The organism is Mesorhizobium sp. P2_B11 (assembly GCF_056404855.1).
Window position 1 is genome coordinate 80,794 of sequence record NZ_JBFUDF010000006.1, and the last position, 18,401, is coordinate 99,194.

Consider the following 18,401-nt stretch of genomic DNA (forward strand, 5'->3'; position numbering starts at 1 on the left):
TGCTCTAAAATCCGTCACATCCGAAAGAATTCACATGGCATGGTCTCAAATCGTCGCGCATCTCGTCACGCCAACGGTCTGGGCACATCACCATTACACAGGCTTGGCCGCGAGGTCCTGGATGATGGTGTCGATCGCGATGCCTTCGTTACGATAGTATGTGCTTTTGGTTACCGCGTTGGGCTCGGTCAGCCAGCCGCCGCTGTGATGCAGCGCAATCAGGTTCCAGTCGGTGTCAAAGACGGGCGAGCCGGAGGATCCCGGCAGCGTGTCGGTGAGATACTGGACGCGACCGCCGCCGACGAAGGCCACGACATTGGCGACGAACGATATCTGCTTTTGCGCGCCGCCGGGATGCTGGATGATGTTGACGTGATCGCCGACCTTGACGGTCATGGGCTTCATGTCCAACTCGCCCCATTTGGAAGCGTCGCCCTTGATGCGGACAGCCGACCAGTCATTGTCCTTGGAGGTGCGAAGGGGCACGGCGGTGTCGATGCTGAATTCCTCGAATGGTGCGTCGAGCCCGGCGACGGTCCGCTGATAATTGAACTGGACCACGGCGCCCACCATGGAAGCATCGTCTGGCAGCACGTGGTTGTTGGTGATCAGGGTCCCGCCGGTGGTCATGAAGCCGGTGCCGGAACTGCCATCGGCACGCTTGATGCGCACCACCGATTTCGCCCTGATAACGCCGAGTTCGAGATAGCTGATCGGCACCAGCGTGCTTTTGTCACCGAGGATCTTTTCGAGCTGGCCCGGCGCGCCGCTCCACTTGGCAGTGGCGGGTCCTTCGAGCGGTGGTGGCGGCGCATGCTGCTTTGCCTGCAGCAACGCCTCGTCGCCGGGATTCTCATCCAGCGCAAAAGCGATGAGGTCGTCAGCCTTGGTCTCCTGCTTTGCGCGCTGGACAATCGCAAACCAGTTGTTGATCGCCTTGTTGTCAAAGGCGATTTGCGACGTGGCCAACCCAACCCCTTTGGCGACACGCACGCCGTCGCCGATCATCGGGTAGAGATTGGCGAGAATCCGGTTGAGGCTGGTCAGTTCGGCCTGCGTCCACTCGGTCATTGGACGCCCCTAGCTCTTCTTCTTTCGCTTCCGTGACCCGGCCCGCAGGGCGATCTCCGCGCCGCGCACCGTGTCGTACTGATCGGCGTCAATCAACGACTGGTGGAAGCTGACGCCGGTCATTTCGGAGATTTCGGTCAGCGGGTACATGGCGCCGATGAATTCTTCTGCGACCGTGAACTCCAGTTCCGTGTCGGAAAGATCCTGTTCGAGCACGAAGCCATAGCTGGCGAGGCCGTCGGCGACGCGGGCCACGACCACTTTCCAAAAGCGGCGCGGCACGAGCGCGCGAAGATTGGTGCCTTTGGGACCCTTGCCGGCGAATGTGCGGTCGTCGTCGGCCAGGATCGGCCCGGCGAAGACGCAAAGCCGTTCACTCGCAGCCTCGGACAGGACATGGTTCTCGAGATCGCCCCAGTTCTTCTCACCGCTGCCCGAGCGGTTGTAGCCTTCCACTTGGGGCGAGCAGTTGGTGACATGGAAGGAGCAGACATTGCCCTTGAGCAGGAGCTCGAAGTTGCTGCCCCAGGCCACGTCATCGCGCCTGACGATATGGCCCTTGTCGAAGGCTCCTTGGTCCTGGGTGTAGAAGATATCAGGGATCTGGTACTTGTCGTCGAGCCGCAGGTCCGGAAACCAGCGCTCGTTGAACAGGCTGGCGCGCGAATAGTTGCGCCCCTTTTCCGGCTCGCGCAACTGGCTTTCCTCGGTGACGTTGGAGGCCGTGAACAGCGCCAGCCGTCGCTTGGCGTGCATCTTGAGCGAAAAATTCTGGTAGTCGAGTTGCGTGCCGCCGGCCTTGAGCGGCGCCAGCACGGACTGGTCTTTCGCGTCCGGCATCGGCACGATCACCGGCGCGAGCTTGGTGCCGCCTGACAGGAACTTTTCGTCATAGCCCTCAAAGCCGTCATAGTCGGCGGTGGTTTTGGGAACGAACGCATTGCCGGGTGCGGACGGTTTTGCAGCTTCGAGCTCGACCGATTCCGTTGTTGCCGTTGCCTCATGGCCGGGTACGGCGCCGAGCGAGACGGTGATGCGCAACGGAACTTCGAAGGTGACGCTGCCGCCGGGCGAAACGACGACGCCTCCGCCGGCGGGTGGCGGCGCCTGTGTGACGACGCCCGGAATCTGCTTTACGCCGCCGACGTCGACCAGGTTTACGCCTTCGGCCGGCGACGCGCTGTCGGCCTTGTTCCACCAGGCGCCCCAATCGTTGGGGCCACCGCTGGCGGCGCCGGAGAAGTTGAGGCCGAGGTCGACGACGCGCTGGTCTTTCGCCAACGCGCCGGTGGGCACGGCGTAGTTGCGCTCGAGATAGCGGCCGGCGAAATGCAGCGCCACGACCTCGCCGGTGGCAAGGTTGATCATGGCGGTGCCGGAGTTGCCGCCGGTCGTCGAACAATCATGTGTGGCCGCGTTGACAATCTTGCCGAAACTCTCGGTGCCGAAGGCGCCCTGCAGCATGCCCGGTTGCAGGCGCTTGACCTGGAAGCGATTGCGCATGAGGTCGTTCTGGACATCGACCGCGTTGCGATTGTCGAACGCTGGATAGCCGATGGCGACGACTTCCTGACGCAGCATGTCGCGGGCGTCGGCGACGGCGAGCGACAGCGGCTTGATGTTGTCGGGCAGGCCTTCGACTTCGAGGATCGCCATGTCCCAATAGGGATGGATCATCCGGACATTGCGGACCTTGAAGACGTTTCCCGCTGCCGAATCGCGCTTGAAGTCGATGCCGGCGGCGCGGCCGTTGATGAACTGCAGATTGCGGTCGCCGAGACCGTCAGCAAAGATCTGCGCGACATGGCGGTTGGTCATTAACAGGTTGCGCCCGACGACAAAGCCGGTGCCGCCATAGGGGATGTTCGTGTTCCACAACAGTTCGATGCGCCCGATCGCCGGCAGGGCGGCCTCGATGCGCTGTTTCAATGCGGCCTCGCTGGTCAGTTTGGTCCACAGCGAGTGACCCGGTGTCGGAGCGCCGTCGAAGGTCAACGTCGTGAAGGTGCCATCCTTGATGTCATAGACCGGCCGCAACTCCGGGATGATTATGGCTTCCAAATCGGAAAGCTGGTCGGGCGCGACCTCAGCCCCTCGCGCCAGATTCTCCGCACCGGCGCGCGCCGATTCAAACGCCGCTTCCGTCTTGCCGCCGTCCGCGGGCGCAAGCGATTCCAAGGCGTCACCGGCCATCGTCTCCATGTTGGCGAGGACCGATTCAGTCCCCTCGCCCCCGGTGACGAGATCCAGATATTGACGGATACGCTGCTCTCTGCTGACCGGCATGGTCGCCCCTCCCCCAAAGGTTCTGCCAAAGTAAAGAACTGTATTGCCCAATTTTAGACTGGCGCAATTCTGTCTGTCACGCAAGGAAACAAATCATCGCCAATCGAATATGACTGGGGCGTGACGTTGGCATGTCTCTTCGCCCGCGGTCGCCCGCGCGATGTGCCACGGTCGCATTATTTTAGCGCCGCAGTATGTGAGCTCCATCACAGACGGTGACGCCGTTTCCGCCCTCCTATCGCAGTGGCGGAAACTGGCATTGCGTGTCCGCTCGGTTTGCGGGTTTTGATCACCTAACCCTTTTCATCGGTTGCCGTCTGCACGCGGCCGGCTCCTCCGGCCGCTCGTGCAGACGGCTTTCCGCCAGGCGCAAGCCGGCACTGGGCGCGACCACTGCGCAGCGCCTTTAGAAGGCGTAATGGCAAAGGGATGAACGCCGGGCTTTGATGCGGTGCACTCTTGCCGTAAACTTTGGCCGTGAAACTTGGCAACTGCGGCGATTGGGAAGTTCAACATGGCTTTTGGCGGCGCGAACGACAGAAACGATCTGCCGCGCCTGGCACGCATCGACCCGAAGCTGTTCGATCTGCTGTTCAGCGGCTGCAAGGTCGAGCGCTGCGCCGCGGGCCAGCATCTGTTCGTCCAGGAAGATGCCGCCGACCGCATCTATGGGGTGATGAGCGGCACGGTGGAAATCTCGATCTATTCGCCCGGCGGCCAGAAACTGGTGGCCAATATCGAGCTGTCGCGCAGCCTGGTCGGCGAGATCGGCGCGCTTGACGGACGGCCCCGCACCGCCACCGCCATCTGTCTTACCGCGTGCGAGCTGGTCTCGCTCAGCAGGTCACAACTCTTTGATCGCATTGAAAGAAATCCGCCCCTGGCGCGCGCGATGATCGAACTTCTGTGCGCCCGGCTGCGCTGGATCAGCGGCGAACTCGGCGACCAGGCCTTCTTCGGCATCGAGGCGAGGCTGGCCAAGCGCCTGGTCTTCCTGGCCGAGGTGATGGCCGACGCCGCCGGCTGGATACCGATCTCGCAATCGGAGCTCGGAGAGTTCCTCGGCGCCACGCGCGAGTCCGTCAACAAGACGCTCAATGACTGGCGCAATCGCTCGTTCATTGACATCAAGCGCGGCGGCCTGCGCATCACCGACGCCGGCGCGCTGCGCCACATCGCCGACTCGCAGGACGACGACTGACGCTTCCTGCTCCAGAAGATCAGGCGAATCAGAGTCGCGAAATCAGGTAGCGCAACGCCGAGCGGCTGGGCATGAAGAAGTAGCCGCCGCCCCTTGTGGTGACGAATTGCGGCATGTCCCGGAGCGTCGTGACCTTTTCCCATGACGGAATGGTGAACCTGCCATCGCCGTCGCGCGAACCGATCGTCGGGTCCTTTTCAGCGACGAGGCCCTGGAACGTGGCCGACGAAACCCAGGTTTGCTGGATGAATTCATACTGGCGCTCGATGTCGGCGTTAAGGCACATGAAGAGCAGTCCCTTTTCGACCTTGCCGTTCTTGCCGTCCTGCTTCTCATAGGTGCGGCCGACCCGCAGGATACGATGGCGCTTGCCGATATTGATCTGCGTATCGCGGTCCTCACCCAGCGAATCGCGTGGGTTGGAACGGCGTATGTGCGCACCAAGCGGGCAGCGATGGCCTTGCGGGTCCTCGGCGCCAGTGGCGAAGTTGTTGTCGATAACGCGTCCCGGATGATCGGGGTTGCGCACCAGTGAGCTGCCGTTCTGCCAGCGGCCGAGCATCTTGGCGGCAATCCAGTCTTGCGTGATGGCTTGGTTGCCGAGTTGGCTCGCGACCAGGGCTGCAGCCTTTTTGCAGTAGTCGTTGAAGATGTCGACATGCTGCTCGAACTGGCGAACAACGAGGAATGAGCCGTTGCGGCCGAAATCGCGCGGCGGTGTCGGCAAGCCAGGAATAAGCCGGCTACGGCGCACCTGCGAAAGGATTCCGGTCCGATCGCGTGATGCGCTTACCGAGGGCGACGCTGGGTAGAACCCATGCTCGTCACGATAACCGAACAGGAACTCGCCGGGCGCGACCAGATGCATGGGCGCGGCGCCCCTGCTGGCGCGGGTTGTGCCTCGGACAATCGGCTGCGAAATCCCGTCCGCGAAACCGAAATGCTCGTAGGCCGGCCCGCGTTCCGACCTACCGTCGCGCTTTGCCCCATCGGACGATTTCGTACTCGTGTCGGTCGGACCGCGATTTACGGCGAGTGGCAGCTCGGCGACGACCTTCATGCCGGCACCGACCGTCTTTCGTTTCACGCTGGCAATCTCGGTCTTCAACCTTCCCGGGTCTTCAGCATAGCAGACGATGACCGCGTCCACAGGGTTCGCCAGCGACCCCCACTCCCACTCTTCCGGGCCGTCGCGGCCTCGGTCGTCCAGAATGCGCCCACGCTCGGGATTGCCCATGCCATGGCGAAAGGCGATCGGAAATGTTTCCAATGGATCGCCCTCGACACCCTCGTCGAGCCCAAACTGCCGCAGGCCACCGGGGCCAAAGGCTACTATCATAGCGCGCCCGGCGGGCCTGCCTTCGCCGAAACTCGTCTGCTCAACAACGAAATCGAGCCAGGCTCTGCGCTTGGGCGCCGGCAACTTGTCCGGCACGCGGATCGCAAGCATGTGCGAATAACCGAGCGGGCCGAGCGGGCCGAAGAAGATGGACTGGATCTCGCCGGTTTCCAGCTGCTGCTCGAGAGGTGCCGGAAAGGCAGAACTGATATTGGCCAGCAGCGAGGTGGTCTTTTGAACGGTGGTCGTTTCGCTCGCCGGGCGCCGTAGCGAACCAAACAAGCTCAGCCAGTCGCGCGCCTCGTTGCCGACGGCCGAAGCAATGCCGCGCCTGATCCGGGAATTGATCCGGATGCGCGTTGTGTTGATTTGGGGATAGGCGGAGTACCAGAACAGTGTCGGCACCTGCTGGCGCCGCGCCCAGCGCTTGAAGCGATCGCCATCACGCGCGCCGTCAAGGAACAGCCATCGTGTACGTGGATAGCCCACGGTGTTGCTCCACACGCCGGTCAGGCCAGCGGATGCCTTGGCGATGAAGTCCTCAAGATAACTTTCCCAGCTGCCACCGTAGTTGGAGAAGAACATCAGTCTGTTGGAGCCCGGCAGGAGTATCCAGCGGGCAAAATGGATGGTGTTGATGGTGTTGAGGAAGCCTGGCTTGAACACCTTCTGGGCAGCTATCGAGATCAGGTAGAAGGAAAACCTGAGCGCCAGGCGCCGCAAGATGCCGGCCTTCATCGTCGAAATCGCGGTCAGATGGTTCTGCGCCGCGTGGTCCTCCTTGACGAGTATCGCGTTCAATTCAGATATGCCGATCGATGTGCTTTCCGGCCGATCTCTGTCCTCGCGGCGTCGCAGCGCCAGCAAGCACGCAAACACCAGCAGCGCCGCTGCCACCAACACTCCAAGTCCCGACAACAGAAGTGAAGTGATTGCCACGGCTATGGCGGTGAACGAGATTTCGTGGGAACTGATGTCGATCGATCTGCCGAAGACCACACTGTACGTCATATACCAGCAAGCAGCCCAGATGATCGCCACCGTGGCGAAGACCGGCGGTACCAGCAAGGTCGTCATCAGGGCACGGCCCCAATGGCCCGGCGGCTTTTCCAGCAGGCTTTCGGCCGGCTCGAACGCCCAGGCAAACGTCCCCAATGACTGAAGATGCTGGCGAGCTTCCGCGAGCACGGCGGGAGCGTTGCCGCTGCCTTGGCGCGGCCGCTCCACGATGCCGCGCACAGCTTCGAAAAGCTCGGCCTCGGCCATGATGCGCTGGACCGAATGACCGGGCGTGCCCGAAAACACCAGTCCGGCGTTGCTGCCGAAGGACGGCGAGATGTCGACATTGTGCTTGCGCAGGAAATCGTTCAAGGCGCCGCCATCGCGCAGGTCGCAGACGTCCTTGAAGATCGGCCGCAGCCGGTGCCCGATGGCGTGCGTCACGGCATCGATGACGTCGTCGACGCTGCCGTCGCCGGAAATCTCGAGAACCAGAGCACCTTTTTCCTGGCCGGTATCAGCGTCCATCTCGCCCGTGCCGACAACGGCCAGGCTCGTGAAATGGATGGTGCCGACAATGTCGAGCGCGGTGCGGACCTCTTCGCTGGCCGGATTGCCGAGGCTGGCGACCTTGTCGCGCACAGCGTCCAGCGATCCGGACCGGGTGACCGGACAGACCACCGTCACCATCGACTGTGTGACGGTGCGGCAGAGTGGTGCCGGTTCGAAATCGACCTTGAGGGTTTCGGGATAAGCGCCGATGCGCGTCATGCGCCCGGCCTTGCCCGACATGCGGCGCAGGTTCTGCTTCTGGAACAGAGCGCGCAGGCTTTCGCCGATCTGGATCCTGGCGATCTCGGCGCCGATGCACTGATGGATGCCATGGCCGAAGACCATGTAATCGCGATGCGGGCGCGATGTGTCGAACTGGTTCGGGTTCTGCACGGCGTCAGCGTCGAACATCGCCGACAGCGTGGCCGGCATCACCACGGTGCCGGCCTTCACCACACGCTCGCGGCGCGTGCCCTTGCCGATGGTCGCGTCGCGCGCGGTGTAGCGCCACGGGCCGATCCAGATCGGCTTGAAGCGCATGGCTTCGAGCACGGCCTTGTCCAGCTTGCCGGTGTCGTTTTCGGCAAGCGCGGCGTCGATGGCTTGCCGGGCATCCGGCCGCGACAGGATCACGTCGAGACAATTGCCGCTAGCCAGAACATTGGTCGGGACGAAGCCGGCGACCATGCCAAGCATGATCGAATTGAGGTCGTCGCGCGACAGCTTGCCCTGATCCATCTGGGCAACCAGCCGCGGCAGCGGTTGCTCGGTCTTCAAGCCGCGGTCCCTGACGGACTGAATGGAGCGATCGATGACTTTGAGAAGGCGGTCGCCCGCCACCACCGCCAACTCGCGCATGACAGGGCTCGCACCCGGATCCGAAAAGAACAGCGCGCTCAGCGCGATCGCCCAGTCGGCGAATTCGGATTCGTCGTCGATCTCGAGGCCGAAATAATCGCGGCAGATGTGCACCGGAACGATTTTCATCAATCCGGAGATCGCATCGAAACCGGGGCTGGCGTGCATCATGATCTCTTGCGAATGACGCGCGGCGATCGGCCTGACGGCGGCTTCGACCTCGGCCGGCGGAAAGGCGCTCAGCACGGACGATTTCATGCGGCGGTAGTCGGCGCCGTCCTGCATGCCGAGGATGAAGTTGGAGCCCCGTGCAAGCTCGGTCATTTCCGGGCCGTAAGGGGTCTGGAATTCGTCGCCGCGCTCCAGTATGTCGCGGACATCGGCGTTCTTGGTGACGAGGAGAACGCCGAACAGCATGCCGGTCGGACGGAAGCGCCTCAACAAGGAAAGCGCCCAGCGGGGATCTTCGAACAGAGACCCGACGATGCGCGCAATCAGCCCTGTCTTGCGGATCCTGCCGAGATCGAAAGGCGGCATTTCCGACAGCGGTCGCTGGTTTTTCTGGGCTTCACGAATGCCGTCGAAATACTTCAGTTTGGTCATGCGCGTTCAAGCCCCCCGGCTGTCCACGTTATTGCGATGCCGGCCCTTCAACGCCTAGGTTTGCATCGGTTGTGCGTATGTGAATTTTTTCACAGTTAATCCGTGTTCGGCCAGCATTGACCCCCATGCTCATTTGGCCAGCTGGAAATTGGCGACGAGGAACTCGTTCGCTGCCTTGTCGGTGAACGGTATCCAGCGCACACGCTGTTCGGAAAAATCGGGGTGCCGGGTGGCGAAAATGGCCTTCTCGCGCCGTGCCTGTTCCGGCCGGCCGCTGCGCATCAGGGCGCCGATTTTCAGGAACCTGGCGTAGAAATAGCTCGGAGACAGGTTGAGCGAACGGTCGGCGGCGGCGATCGCCGCCGGCCAGTTCTCGACGAAACTGTAGGCTGCCGTCARTTCCCCCAGATTGTGGAAGCGGTAGAGGTCGAACGGGCTCAACCGCTCGGTGTCAAGGAAGAACGGTATCGCCGATGCGGCATTGCCGAGCAGCAGCTGGGCGCTGCCCATAGCCGAGCGCGCGAAGGCAAAGCTCGGATTGATGTGGATCGCTTCCTCGAGATGGTCGACCGCCGACCGCGGTTCGCCCCGCATGATGTCGACAGCGCCGAGATGGGCATGCGGACGCGCATCCAGGCTGTCCATCAGCAGAGCCTTGCGTGCGAACTGCTCGACCTTGTTCAAATCGTCGCTGTCGCCAAAACGCAGCCATGCCCGCCAGAAATACCACCAGGCCAGTTCGTTGAGCACGGCGCTCGAATTGGGGTCCTCGCGGTAGGCCTTCTGGAAGAATTCCAGCGCGGTTTCGGTGTCGCCGCGCGTGCGGCGGTTCATATGCCAGCGGCCGCGCCGCACCAGCTGCCAGGTCTCCAGGCTTTCCCAGGGCACCTGGAACGTGCGCGCCTGCTCCGCCCGGTCGACCTCCTTGTCGAGGATCGAAACGATCTCGGCGCCGATCTGGTCGCGCAGGCTGAAGATGTCGACCAGGTCGCGATCGAAGCGCTGCGACCAAACCAGCCGCCCGTTGGACGCGTCCGCCAGTGAGGTGTTGAGGCGGATCTGGCCGCCATTGCGCATCAGCGTGCCGCTGACGATGTAGCGCGCACCGAGCGCATTGCCGATCACCCGCGTGCCCAGCGTATCGTCGCGAAACTGGAAGCTGGAGCCCTTGGCGATGACCGAGAGCCACTTGGTGTTGGAAAGACCGTAAATGATGTCCTCGGCGATGCCGTCGGCCATATAGCCGACGTCGTGCTCGCCGCCATCGGCATGGAAGGGCAGCACGGCAATCGCCGGCGGCCCTTTGGACGACAGCCTCTGCGGGGCGTTGACCTGAGGGATCGCTGCGAACGAGGCCGCCGGCGAGGATCCGTTGCCGCTGCGCCCGGCGATCAGGACGCGCACCGGCAGCGCAATGTTCTTCAGCATGAATTCGCCGAGATCGGTGAATTCGGCCGCCGTCTTGTCCTTCACATGGTGCCAGGTCGTCTCCGAAACGGCGAGACCGTCGCCCGGTGCGAACTCCTGGATGCGGGCGGCGATGTTGACGTCGTCGCCGTACAATTGGCCGCCACGCACGATGACGTCGCCGGTGTTGATGCCGGCGCGAAACGGCATGCGCATGTCGTCGGCGACCGATGCGTTGAGCGCGACGATTCGGCCCTGGAAATCAAAGGCCGCGCGCAAGGCCTCGATCGGGTTGCCGAATTCGGCCATGATGCTGTCGCCGGCGTCGCCGAACGTGCGGCCGCCAAACGTGCCACAGCTGTCGGCGATGATGTCTCGCCGCTCCTCGAATGCCGCGACAGCAGACTCATCGTCGATGCCCATCAGCCGTGAAAACCCGACGGCATCGATAGAAATGATTGTCGCCAGCTGACGGGTGTAGTTCCGTACAGCCATGTTTGAGCCCCGGTCCCTTCTGGTTCTGGTCTAGCACAGGCGACGACCCGTTCCTGAAACGCTTCGCCGTCCGCTGAGAGAAGAAGATCCCGGCAGGTCTGGCGCGCCATGCCACCCTGCCAGGACCAAAGTCTAGCAGGGTCCAGACGAAAGCTCTACCACCATCGGGTTGTCCAGCGCAGGTCACGGTAGCGGCCATGGTTAGCCGGCGGTTAGCGCGAATGCGCGGGTATTCGCCCCTCCGGGTTGCGTTTCCTGAGCTTCGCGAAAGTCACGCGATGTCAGCCCTGGCGGAACAAACTGGCCTGCCAACGAGTTTCCAGTGCGATCGATGCCAACATGAAATGAGGGAAATCATGCGTAGTCTTGTTTTGGCAGCCGGCGCTGCACTGGTTCTCGCCGGCTCAACCGCCTTTGCCGCGGATGAGAGCCTGCTGCCGCCGCAGAATGCCCAGAAGCTGTCGGCAATCATCGCCAAGGTCGAACAGCGCGACGGCTTCCGCTATGTGAAGGAGGTCGACTGGGACAAGGACGGCTACACCGTCACCTATTACACGGCCGACAAGGCGAAAGTCGAAATCACCTTCGATCCGGTGACCGCCGAACCGAAATAGCGCAAACACCGTCCCGCTTCGACAATTCCGTCCGCCGCGCTTTTTGCCTAGAATGGCGGCAGTTGTCGGACAACGGGGCGACCATGCTTTCTTCCAATCGAATTGCCAACTGGCTTGCGCTTGTGGTCGCCCTGGCTGGCGGATCGGTCTGGCTTGGTCCAGCACGTGCCGAGGGGCCGTCCTTCGATTGCCGCAGGGCCAGCCTGCCGGTGGAGAAGGCGATCTGCGCCGACCCGCAACTGTCGGCAATCGATGCGCTGGTCGCCAAGGCGTTTGTTGGCTTCGAGCCGGCCTTTGGCGGCGACAAGCGCAAAATCGCCCGCGCGCTGATCGCCGACAGGAATGCCTGCGGGCAGGATGCCGCCTGCATCGTCAGCGCCCAGAACAACGCCCTGCAGACCTACGGCAATGCGCCGTCCTGGGTGCAGGACTACAACATCGCGCTGATCGGCAAGAAGGCGCTCGACATCGCCGCGCGCCATCCCAAAAGCCCCGACCAGCCCCTGCCCTCGTCGATCGGCCAATGCGCCTTTACCCATATCAGCGAGCTGGCAACGCGCCTTGGCGACGACCGGCTGGAGACGGCAAGCCCTGAGGCTGGCAGCCGTGCCGGGTTTACCAATGACGGCGTGGCGGTCTCCTATGACCGCGAGCCGGGCCTGGCAAGTTCCAGGGTCGGCGACCCCGTGGTGATGTGCCTGATATCGATACCCCGCGACTGCCCCGAGGGCGACGACCGCGGCCGGGTCTATTACGGCGTGGACCTGACTCTCAAGGGCACATGGGCGCTGCCGGATTCGCAGCATATGTGCGGCGGCGCCTGAAGATTTGCCGCAAAGCACTGCTGGATGCACTCTTGCGCCGATGGGCCTTTAATGGCTCAGTGCGCGCAACGATTGCAGGGCACGGGGGTGCATGGCGATGGTAAAGCACGTTTTGAAGCGCATCCTGATGATGCTTGCCGGCTTTTTCGTTTCGGTGCTGATCGGGTTGATCGCGGTGGTGGTGATCTATTGCGCGCTCGCCGCGCTGCCCAACGCGCCGGATTATTTCGGCACTATGGGCCTGACGCCGCTGGTGGTGTTGCTGTGGCCGCCGCTCGGCATATTTGTCTATTTCCTGACGATCATCCTGACCGGGGCGCAGACGTTGATCTTTGCGCTGATCGCCGAGTTCTTCGCGCTGCGCAATTTTCTCGTGCACATGTTGTTTGGCGCTGCCGCCGCCGCAGGCGGCTTCTTCCTGATCTGGCCTGGCGCGGAAGAGAACGTCGAACGTTGGGCCGATATCGGCATCATCGCCGCTGCCGGCTTGTTCGCCGGCTTGGTCTATTGGCTGATCGCCGGTCGCGACGCCGGCTTCCGGCGTCCGCTCATCCAGCGCTGATCGCACGGAACGCGCGACCGCCTATCGTCTAAACTCTAAAGAAACCAAAGAGATAGAAATGGTTCCTCGTCTCGAAACGAGGAACACTTTTGGGATCAGCTCGTCGGCGAGCGCACTGCCTCGGTCGCGTCCAGGGCCTGCATCAGCCGCGTGTCGCGGTCGTAGACGTCATTGAAATATTCGACTTTGCCGGACAGGTCCGGCCAGGCGGTGAAGTATGAGACGTAGACGGGAATCGTGCGCGTCACGTCTTCGGTCGCATGGCCGTGTTTCAGCTTTTCGGCCACGTCGTCAACCGAGACGCCGAGCACTGCCGCCGCCATGCCGCGCGGATCCTGCAGGCGAATACAGCCATGGCTCAGCGCGCGCATGTCACGCTCGAAGAAGGATTTTTGCGGCGTGTCGTGCATGTAGATGGCGTGCTTGTTGGGGAACAGTATCTTCAACTCGCCGAGCGCATTGGCTTCGCTCGGCTGCTGGCGCACGCTGTAGGGAATGTTGGCGCCGTAGGCGCCCCAATTGACTGACGACGAGGGAACCCGCCTGCCGCGCGAATCGGTCACCTCGTAGCCGGCACGGTCGAGATAACCCGGATCGTTGCGCAGCCTGGGCAGCATCTCATTGACGATGATCGACTGCGGCACGCCCCAATAGGGATGGAAATCGACCTGCTTGATCTCCTTGAAGAAGAAGGCGGTCTGGTTGGTGGTGCGGCCGATGACGACGCGGGTCTTCAGCTTCTCCTCGCCATTGTCGATGTACCTGGCGGTGAAGGCGGGCTGGTTGATGAAGACGCGCGGGCTGCCGAGGTCGGACGGCATCCAGCGCAGCTCTTCAAGTGCCACCTGCACCTTCTGCAGCCTGTCGGCCTTGGACGCGCCAGCCAACGTTGCGACAGTGCGCGGGCCGATGACGCCATCGCCCTTCATGCCGGCCTTGACCTGCACCGCCTTGATGACCGGCACCAGTTCGGGAACATAGACGTCGCTGGTGCCGAGCCGGGACAGTATCTCGCCATAGGCGCCGCCCATCTCATCATCGAGATTGCGCGCGATCAGCGTCAGCAGCTTCGGCAGTTCAGCGCTGGTCTCGCCGGGCTTCAGCAACAGTTTCGGGTCGACGACGATTTCGTTTTCGGCGCTGGCCTGCAGCGATTCCAATTCGACGCGCAGCGCCTGGTATTCGGCGTTCTGCGGATGGCGCGATTCGAGATAGGTGCGCACTTCCTGGGTGTGCGCCAGCGTCTTCAGCACGCCTTCCATGTCGACGGGCTTGGGCGGAAATTCATAGTAGCCGGTGATGCGGTTGGGATCGACGCGGCCGCTCTGCGCATCATGGGCATAGCGCAGCACGCGCGCCGACAGCGCCATCTCGAAGCGAACGAGCTCCTTCAGATGCGCGTCGGCATCGACCGCCGATGCATTGGCTGCCGGCACTTCGACCGTGTAGTCGGCCGGCGTGAGGCCATAGCTCGCCGCTTCGCCAAGCACCCGCACCGCATCCTGGGCGCGGGCATTGGCGCTGCCATCGTTCACCCAGATGAAGTCAGGATTGGCAGAATAATAGGCGATCAACGCCTTGGCGATATCGGGCTCGGCATAGAGTTCGTAGTCGCTGAGGCCGGCTACGGCTTCGCGGAACGCGGTGCTTGTCGCCGACGGCACAAAGGCAGCGTCCTCGGCTGTTGCCACCTGAGGCGGGGCTGCCACCAATGTCGTGAAGTCGACGCGTACAAGCTTGTCGGCCTTGTAGGTATAGTAGCTCGGGCTGCTAATCCTGGTGCCGCCTCCGCCCGATACGGCGGGCTTCGGCTTGCGCTTGGGCGGCGGCGGGAACTCGCCTTGCGGATTGTGCCTGACGCCACCGCCGAACAGCATGTCGAACAGGCCTTGTGCGCTTGCCTGCGGCATGCCGAAGGCCAGTGTTGCCGCCACTGCAAGCGGCATCACAGTGGCTTTATTTCCGAGGAATTTCATGAATCACCCGCTCCGGCTGCAAGCCGACTCCCGTTCCGCGCCGCTAGACGATTTTGCCAACCGCATGGCGGATGTAAGGCGCTACTATACTGATTCATACCGATTTCGTTAAGCTTCCATAAATTTTGGCGGGTCTGTTGCAGAACAGTTTCACAACATCGTGACGCCAGGAGCGGCGTCGCCGCCGCCCCTGCCGTCAAAGCAGGCTATCGCCTCAGGCGTTGGCGCCGCCATCGATGGTCAGCGCGGCGCCGGTGACGAAGCGCCCCTCCGGACCAGCCAGCCACGCAACCATGCCGGCGATCTCGTCGGCCTTGCCGAAGCGGGGTGTCGCCATCTTCTGCCGCTGGTGTTCGGCATGCGGGCCTTCGGCAGGGTTCATGTCGGTGTCGGTCGAACCGGGGTGAACGACATTGGCGGTGATGCCGCGTGAACCGAGGTCGCGCGCCAGCGCCTTGGTCAGCCCGACCAGGGCTGCCTTGCTGGTCGAATAGGCGCTGAGGCTGGTGTCGGTGACGCGCTCCGCCAGATTGCTGCCGATCGAGATGATGCGGCCGCCCTCGCCCATGTGAGCGGCTGCCGCTTTCGAGGCGACGAACGGGGCTCTCAGATTGACCTCCATGGTTTCATCGAAGTCTGCCACCGACATTTGCTCGATGGGCGCAGCGCGCCAGATGCCGGCGCTGTTGACCAGGATATCGAGCCGGCCGAAGGCATTGACGGCCTCGGTGACCGAACCTTCGATTGCCGCTGCGTCGCGATTGTCGGCCTGGATGGCGATGGCGCGCCCGCCAGCCGCCACGATCTCGGCAACGACCGCCTGCGCCGGCGCCTCGCTGTTGACATAGGTGATGGCGACATCGGCGCCATCGGCCGCAAGCCGCCTGGCAATCGCAGCACCAATGCCGCGGCTGCCACCGGTGACCAGTGCTGCCTTGCCATTCAATCCGTTCGATGACATGTCATTCTCCTTTTCTATAACGGTCGCTACATAAATAACTGGCAATCTTGTCCGGCGACGTCAAGTGAATTATGTATCGGTCAACACAGAAAAGAGCGCCATGCCGGAAAGAGGCCGTCCCCGCACCTTCGATCGAACCGCCGCCTTGCGGCAGGCGATGGAGCTGTTTTGGGCCAAAGGCTATGAGGGCACCTCGATCGCCGACCTGACCGCGGCGATGGGCATCAACTCGCCCAGCCTCTATGCCGCCTTCGGCAGCAAGGAGGCGCTGTTCCTCGAGGCGACCGACTATTACACAAGGACCGAAGGCACCGAGATCTGGACAGCGCTGGACGAGGCGCCGACGGCCTGTCAGGCGATCGAGAATTTCCTGCGCCAGACAGCCAGGGCCTATTCGCAAAGCGACCGCCCGCAGGGCTGCCTGATCGCACTCGGCGCGTTGCACAAGGACTCAAGCAGCGGCGCGATCTGCGATGATCTGCGCCGCCGCCGTGCCGAGAACCACACCCTCTTGCTGCGACGGCTGGAGCGCGGTGTGGCGGAAGGCGAATTGCCGGAAGGTTTCGACAGCGACGCGGCGGCGACCTTCTATGCGACGGTCCAGCACGGCATGTCGATCCAGGCCCGCGACGGCGCCTCGTGTGACGCGCTGATGGCGACGGTCGCCGGGGCAATGGCAGCGTGGCAAGGGCTTGCCGGAACGGCGTGACAAAGCGCTGGCGTTGTGCTGGAAATCCGCTCAGCGGCGACAACATGCGGGGAGGGATTGTTCGTGAAAAAAGGGTATCGCGAGTTGCTCGACGAGGCCAATGCCGAGATCGAGGTGCTATCGCCTGAGGAAGCGGCCGGGCTGCTCGACGACGAGGGCACCATCTTCGTCGACCTGCGCGATCCCAGGGAAGTGGAGCGCGACGGCCAGATCCCCGGCGCCAAGCATGTCACGCGCGGCATGCTGGAATTCTGGATCGATCCCGAAAGCCCATATCACAAGCCGTTCTTCGCCTCGGGCAAGAGTTTTGTCTTCTTCTGCGCCGGCGGCTGGCGCTCGGCTCTGGCGACCAAGACGGCGCAGGATATGGGGCTGTCGCCGGTCAAGCACATTCTCGGCGGCTACACCGCCTGGAAGGCGGCCGGACTGCCGGTCGAACCGGGCGGCGGCAAGAAGAAGGGGTAGCTTACCGCGCCAGCTGCGCGATCAGTGCAGTATCGGCTCGCGCTCGCTTCTGACGAAAGTCACGGCGCGCTCAACCACGCCCTTGTCGGCAAGAATGCGGCGGTGGCCGAGACCGTCGGCCCAATGCAGCCGCACATGGCTGCCAGCGCCGGCATAGCGCCTGGCATGGTCGGCCGGAACCTCGCGGTCGTCGGGCGCGTGGATGACCAGCGTCGGCACCGGCGCCTCGGCCAATTGGCGGTCGCCGGTGAATTCGTTGAGCGGCCGGCCCGACAGCCGTTTCACCTGATCGGCCATGGAGACCTGCGAACGCGGGCCGACATTAAGCATGCGGCTGAAGTCGGCGAAGATCGCCGGCAAGGAGCTGGGTGCGGCAATCAGCACCAGTTGTTCGGCCGCCACCGGCTGGATCCCTTTGATGGAACCGGCAATGGCGTTGGCAGCGACGGCGCCGCCGAAGGAATGACCGACGATCGCCTTGAACGGTCCGAACCAGTCAGCCGCCACCCTGGTCGCCTCGACCGCATTGACCATGTTGAGACGACGGCCCAGCGACTGGCCATGGCCCGGCAGGTCGAGCGAGGCAACCCTGTAGCCGTCCTTGCGAAAGCCTTCGATCAGCGCGCGCATATATTCGGTGCGCGAACGCCAGCCATGGATGACCAGCACCGTGCCAGCGGATGCCCTGCCCGGCTCTGGCCGGAATTCGTGCACCATGACGCAGCCGGCCTTGGTCTTCAGCCGGTGATGACGCGCCTCGGCCATGAAGCCGGCGGCACGGTCGACCGCGCGGCGTTCGCCGTCGCTCAGCGCCTTCACGCTCGGCGTGCGGCAGAACAGTTCGAAGGCGGCGCGGCCGCTCAGACGGGGCGCCACATGCTCTGCGGCGCCGAACACGCCCCGGATGACCTTCAGTCCAAATGATGCCATAGTGGCGATCCATCCATTCCGTTCAAGCATGAACATAATAGTTCAAACATGAACATTAAACAAGAGCTGCCCTGGGACAACCCGCGCTTTCGCAACTGGGTCGCGGTGGCGCGCGCCTGCCATGTGCTGGAGCGCGCGCTGGCGGTGAAGCTGGCGCCGCTGGATCTCAAGCCGGCGCAGCTCGATGTGCTGATGAACCTCTATCGCCATCCCGGCATGTCGCAGCACGATCTCGCCCGCAAACTGCTGGTCGGCCGCTCCAACATCACCATGCTGTTGCCGCAACTCGAGGCGCGCGGCCTGCTCGTGCGCGAAGGCGACGAGAAGGACAAGCGGGTGCTGCGGCTGACGCTGACCGAGGCCGGCACGGAGCTTTTGATGAAGGCGCTTAAAGTGCATATGGCGCTGATCGAAAAGGCTATGAGCCAGTCGACACCGGAACAGTGCGACATGATCGGCGAGCAGATGCGCAAGATCTACGATGTGCTGAAGGACACCTGAGCAGCCAGGGCATGATCGCGAGGAAGATCATGCTCTTAGTGTTTCGTG

The 18,401-nt window shown here is 63.0% G+C and carries 14 protein-coding genes; 7 read left to right on the plus strand and 7 right to left on the minus strand.

Features of this window, described 5'->3' with window-relative positions:
• Window positions 1-93: 93 nt before the first annotated feature.
• Together AC1DYJ_RS19780 and AC1DYJ_RS19785 are read right to left on the minus strand one after the other, a co-directional pair.
• Complete coding sequence (locus AC1DYJ_RS19780) at window positions 94-1,071, minus strand: trypsin-like peptidase domain-containing protein (RefSeq protein WP_477284117.1); 978 nt, start codon at window positions 1,069-1,071, stop codon at window positions 94-96.
• 9 nt (window positions 1,072-1,080) lie between these two features.
• On the minus strand, window positions 1,081-3,357 hold the full coding sequence (locus AC1DYJ_RS19785) for a DNA/RNA non-specific endonuclease (RefSeq protein WP_477284119.1): 2,277 nt from the start codon (window positions 3,355-3,357) through the stop codon (window positions 1,081-1,083).
• A gap of 514 nt (window positions 3,358-3,871) precedes the next feature.
• Here AC1DYJ_RS19785 and AC1DYJ_RS19790 point away from each other — a divergent pair.
• Window positions 3,872-4,558 carry a Crp/Fnr family transcriptional regulator gene (locus AC1DYJ_RS19790; RefSeq protein WP_477284121.1) on the plus strand — a complete coding sequence of 229 codons (687 nt, stop codon included), beginning with the start codon at window positions 3,872-3,874 and terminating at the stop codon, window positions 4,556-4,558.
• A 28-nt stretch (window positions 4,559-4,586) separates the two neighbouring features.
• Here AC1DYJ_RS19790 and AC1DYJ_RS19795 read toward each other — a convergent pair whose 3' ends face one another.
• Both AC1DYJ_RS19795 and AC1DYJ_RS19800 read right to left on the minus strand, forming a co-directional pair.
• A complete protein-coding gene (locus tag AC1DYJ_RS19795) occupies window positions 4,587-8,909 on the minus strand; it encodes a cytochrome P450 (protein ID WP_477284123.1) in 4,323 nt (1,440 codons plus the stop codon).
• Window positions 8,910-9,038: 129 nt separating this feature from the next.
• Window positions 9,039-10,811 (minus strand): adenylate/guanylate cyclase domain-containing protein, encoded by a 1,773-nt coding sequence (locus AC1DYJ_RS19800; RefSeq protein WP_477284125.1) that lies wholly within the window; start codon window positions 10,809-10,811, stop codon window positions 9,039-9,041.
• 356 nt (window positions 10,812-11,167) lie between these two features.
• Between AC1DYJ_RS19800 and AC1DYJ_RS19805 the strand changes: the two genes are divergently transcribed.
• From AC1DYJ_RS19805 to AC1DYJ_RS19815, 3 genes are all read left to right on the plus strand, one after another.
• Window positions 11,168-11,425, plus strand: coding sequence for a PepSY domain-containing protein (locus tag AC1DYJ_RS19805; protein ID WP_477284127.1), 258 nt, complete (start codon window positions 11,168-11,170; stop codon window positions 11,423-11,425).
• Between the two features lie 83 nt (window positions 11,426-11,508).
• Window positions 11,509-12,249 (plus strand): lysozyme inhibitor LprI family protein, encoded by a 741-nt coding sequence (locus tag AC1DYJ_RS19810; RefSeq protein WP_477284129.1) that lies wholly within the window; start codon window positions 11,509-11,511, stop codon window positions 12,247-12,249.
• 91 nt (window positions 12,250-12,340) lie between these two features.
• A complete protein-coding gene (locus tag AC1DYJ_RS19815) occupies window positions 12,341-12,811 on the plus strand; it encodes a hypothetical protein (protein WP_477284131.1) in 471 nt (156 codons plus the stop codon).
• Window positions 12,812-12,906: 95 nt separating this feature from the next.
• Here the strand turns inward: AC1DYJ_RS19815 and AC1DYJ_RS19820 are convergent, their stop codons facing one another.
• Both AC1DYJ_RS19820 and AC1DYJ_RS19825 read right to left on the minus strand, forming a co-directional pair.
• On the minus strand, window positions 12,907-14,787 hold the full coding sequence (locus AC1DYJ_RS19820; RefSeq protein WP_477284133.1) for a L,D-transpeptidase family protein: 1,881 nt from the start codon (window positions 14,785-14,787) through the stop codon (window positions 12,907-12,909).
• Between the two features lie 214 nt (window positions 14,788-15,001).
• Complete coding sequence (locus AC1DYJ_RS19825; RefSeq protein ID WP_477284134.1) at window positions 15,002-15,748, minus strand: 3-oxoacyl-ACP reductase family protein; 747 nt, start codon at window positions 15,746-15,748, stop codon at window positions 15,002-15,004.
• A 100-nt stretch (window positions 15,749-15,848) separates the two neighbouring features.
• Here AC1DYJ_RS19825 and AC1DYJ_RS19830 point away from each other — a divergent pair, with 100 nt between their 5' ends.
• Together AC1DYJ_RS19830 and AC1DYJ_RS19835 are read left to right on the plus strand one after the other, a co-directional pair.
• Window positions 15,849-16,457 carry a TetR/AcrR family transcriptional regulator gene (locus tag AC1DYJ_RS19830; protein ID WP_477284836.1) on the plus strand — a complete coding sequence of 203 codons (609 nt, stop codon included), beginning with the start codon at window positions 15,849-15,851 and terminating at the stop codon, window positions 16,455-16,457.
• Window positions 16,458-16,520: 63 nt separating this feature from the next.
• A complete protein-coding gene (locus AC1DYJ_RS19835; protein ID WP_477284136.1) occupies window positions 16,521-16,922 on the plus strand; it encodes a rhodanese-like domain-containing protein in 402 nt (133 codons plus the stop codon).
• A 21-nt stretch (window positions 16,923-16,943) separates the two neighbouring features.
• On the opposite strand, the gene AC1DYJ_RS19840 is transcribed toward AC1DYJ_RS19835, so the two are convergent.
• Window positions 16,944-17,852 carry an alpha/beta hydrolase gene (locus tag AC1DYJ_RS19840; protein WP_477284138.1) on the minus strand — a complete coding sequence of 303 codons (909 nt, stop codon included), beginning with the start codon at window positions 17,850-17,852 and terminating at the stop codon, window positions 16,944-16,946.
• A gap of 48 nt (window positions 17,853-17,900) precedes the next feature.
• Here AC1DYJ_RS19840 and AC1DYJ_RS19845 point away from each other — a divergent pair, with 48 nt between their 5' ends.
• Window positions 17,901-18,353: a MarR family winged helix-turn-helix transcriptional regulator gene (locus tag AC1DYJ_RS19845; protein WP_112561703.1), complete on the plus strand. Its 453-nt coding sequence runs from the start codon at window positions 17,901-17,903 to the stop codon at window positions 18,351-18,353.
• Window positions 18,354-18,401 lie beyond the last annotated feature (48 nt).

What these genes read in the sequence shown, in the direction of transcription:
- AC1DYJ_RS19805 (WP_477284127.1), top strand. Translation starts at nt 11,168, where the DNA reads ATGCGTAGTCTTGTTTTGGCAGCCGGCGCTGCACTGGTTCTCGCCGGC.
- AC1DYJ_RS19795 (WP_477284123.1), bottom strand. Translation starts at nt 8,909, where the DNA reads ATGACCAAACTGAAGTATTTCGACGGCATTCGTGAAGCCCAGAAAAAC.
- AC1DYJ_RS19780 (WP_477284117.1), bottom strand. Translation starts at nt 1,071, where the DNA reads ATGACCGAGTGGACGCAGGCCGAACTGACCAGCCTCAACCGGATTCTC.
- AC1DYJ_RS19790 (WP_477284121.1), top strand. Translation starts at nt 3,872, where the DNA reads ATGGCTTTTGGCGGCGCGAACGACAGAAACGATCTGCCGCGCCTGGCA.
- AC1DYJ_RS19830 (WP_477284836.1), top strand. Translation starts at nt 15,849, where the DNA reads ATGCCGGAAAGAGGCCGTCCCCGCACCTTCGATCGAACCGCCGCCTTG.
- AC1DYJ_RS19810 (WP_477284129.1), top strand. Translation starts at nt 11,509, where the DNA reads ATGCTTTCTTCCAATCGAATTGCCAACTGGCTTGCGCTTGTGGTCGCC.
- AC1DYJ_RS19820 (WP_477284133.1), bottom strand. Translation starts at nt 14,787, where the DNA reads ATGAAATTCCTCGGAAATAAAGCCACTGTGATGCCGCTTGCAGTGGCG.
- AC1DYJ_RS19785 (WP_477284119.1), bottom strand. Translation starts at nt 3,357, where the DNA reads ATGCCGGTCAGCAGAGAGCAGCGTATCCGTCAATATCTGGATCTCGTC.
- AC1DYJ_RS19840 (WP_477284138.1), bottom strand. Translation starts at nt 17,852, where the DNA reads ATGGCATCATTTGGACTGAAGGTCATCCGGGGCGTGTTCGGCGCCGCA.
- AC1DYJ_RS19845 (WP_112561703.1), top strand. Translation starts at nt 17,901, where the DNA reads ATGAACATTAAACAAGAGCTGCCCTGGGACAACCCGCGCTTTCGCAAC.
- AC1DYJ_RS19815 (WP_477284131.1), top strand. Translation starts at nt 12,341, where the DNA reads ATGGCGATGGTAAAGCACGTTTTGAAGCGCATCCTGATGATGCTTGCC.
- AC1DYJ_RS19825 (WP_477284134.1), bottom strand. Translation starts at nt 15,748, where the DNA reads ATGTCATCGAACGGATTGAATGGCAAGGCAGCACTGGTCACCGGTGGC.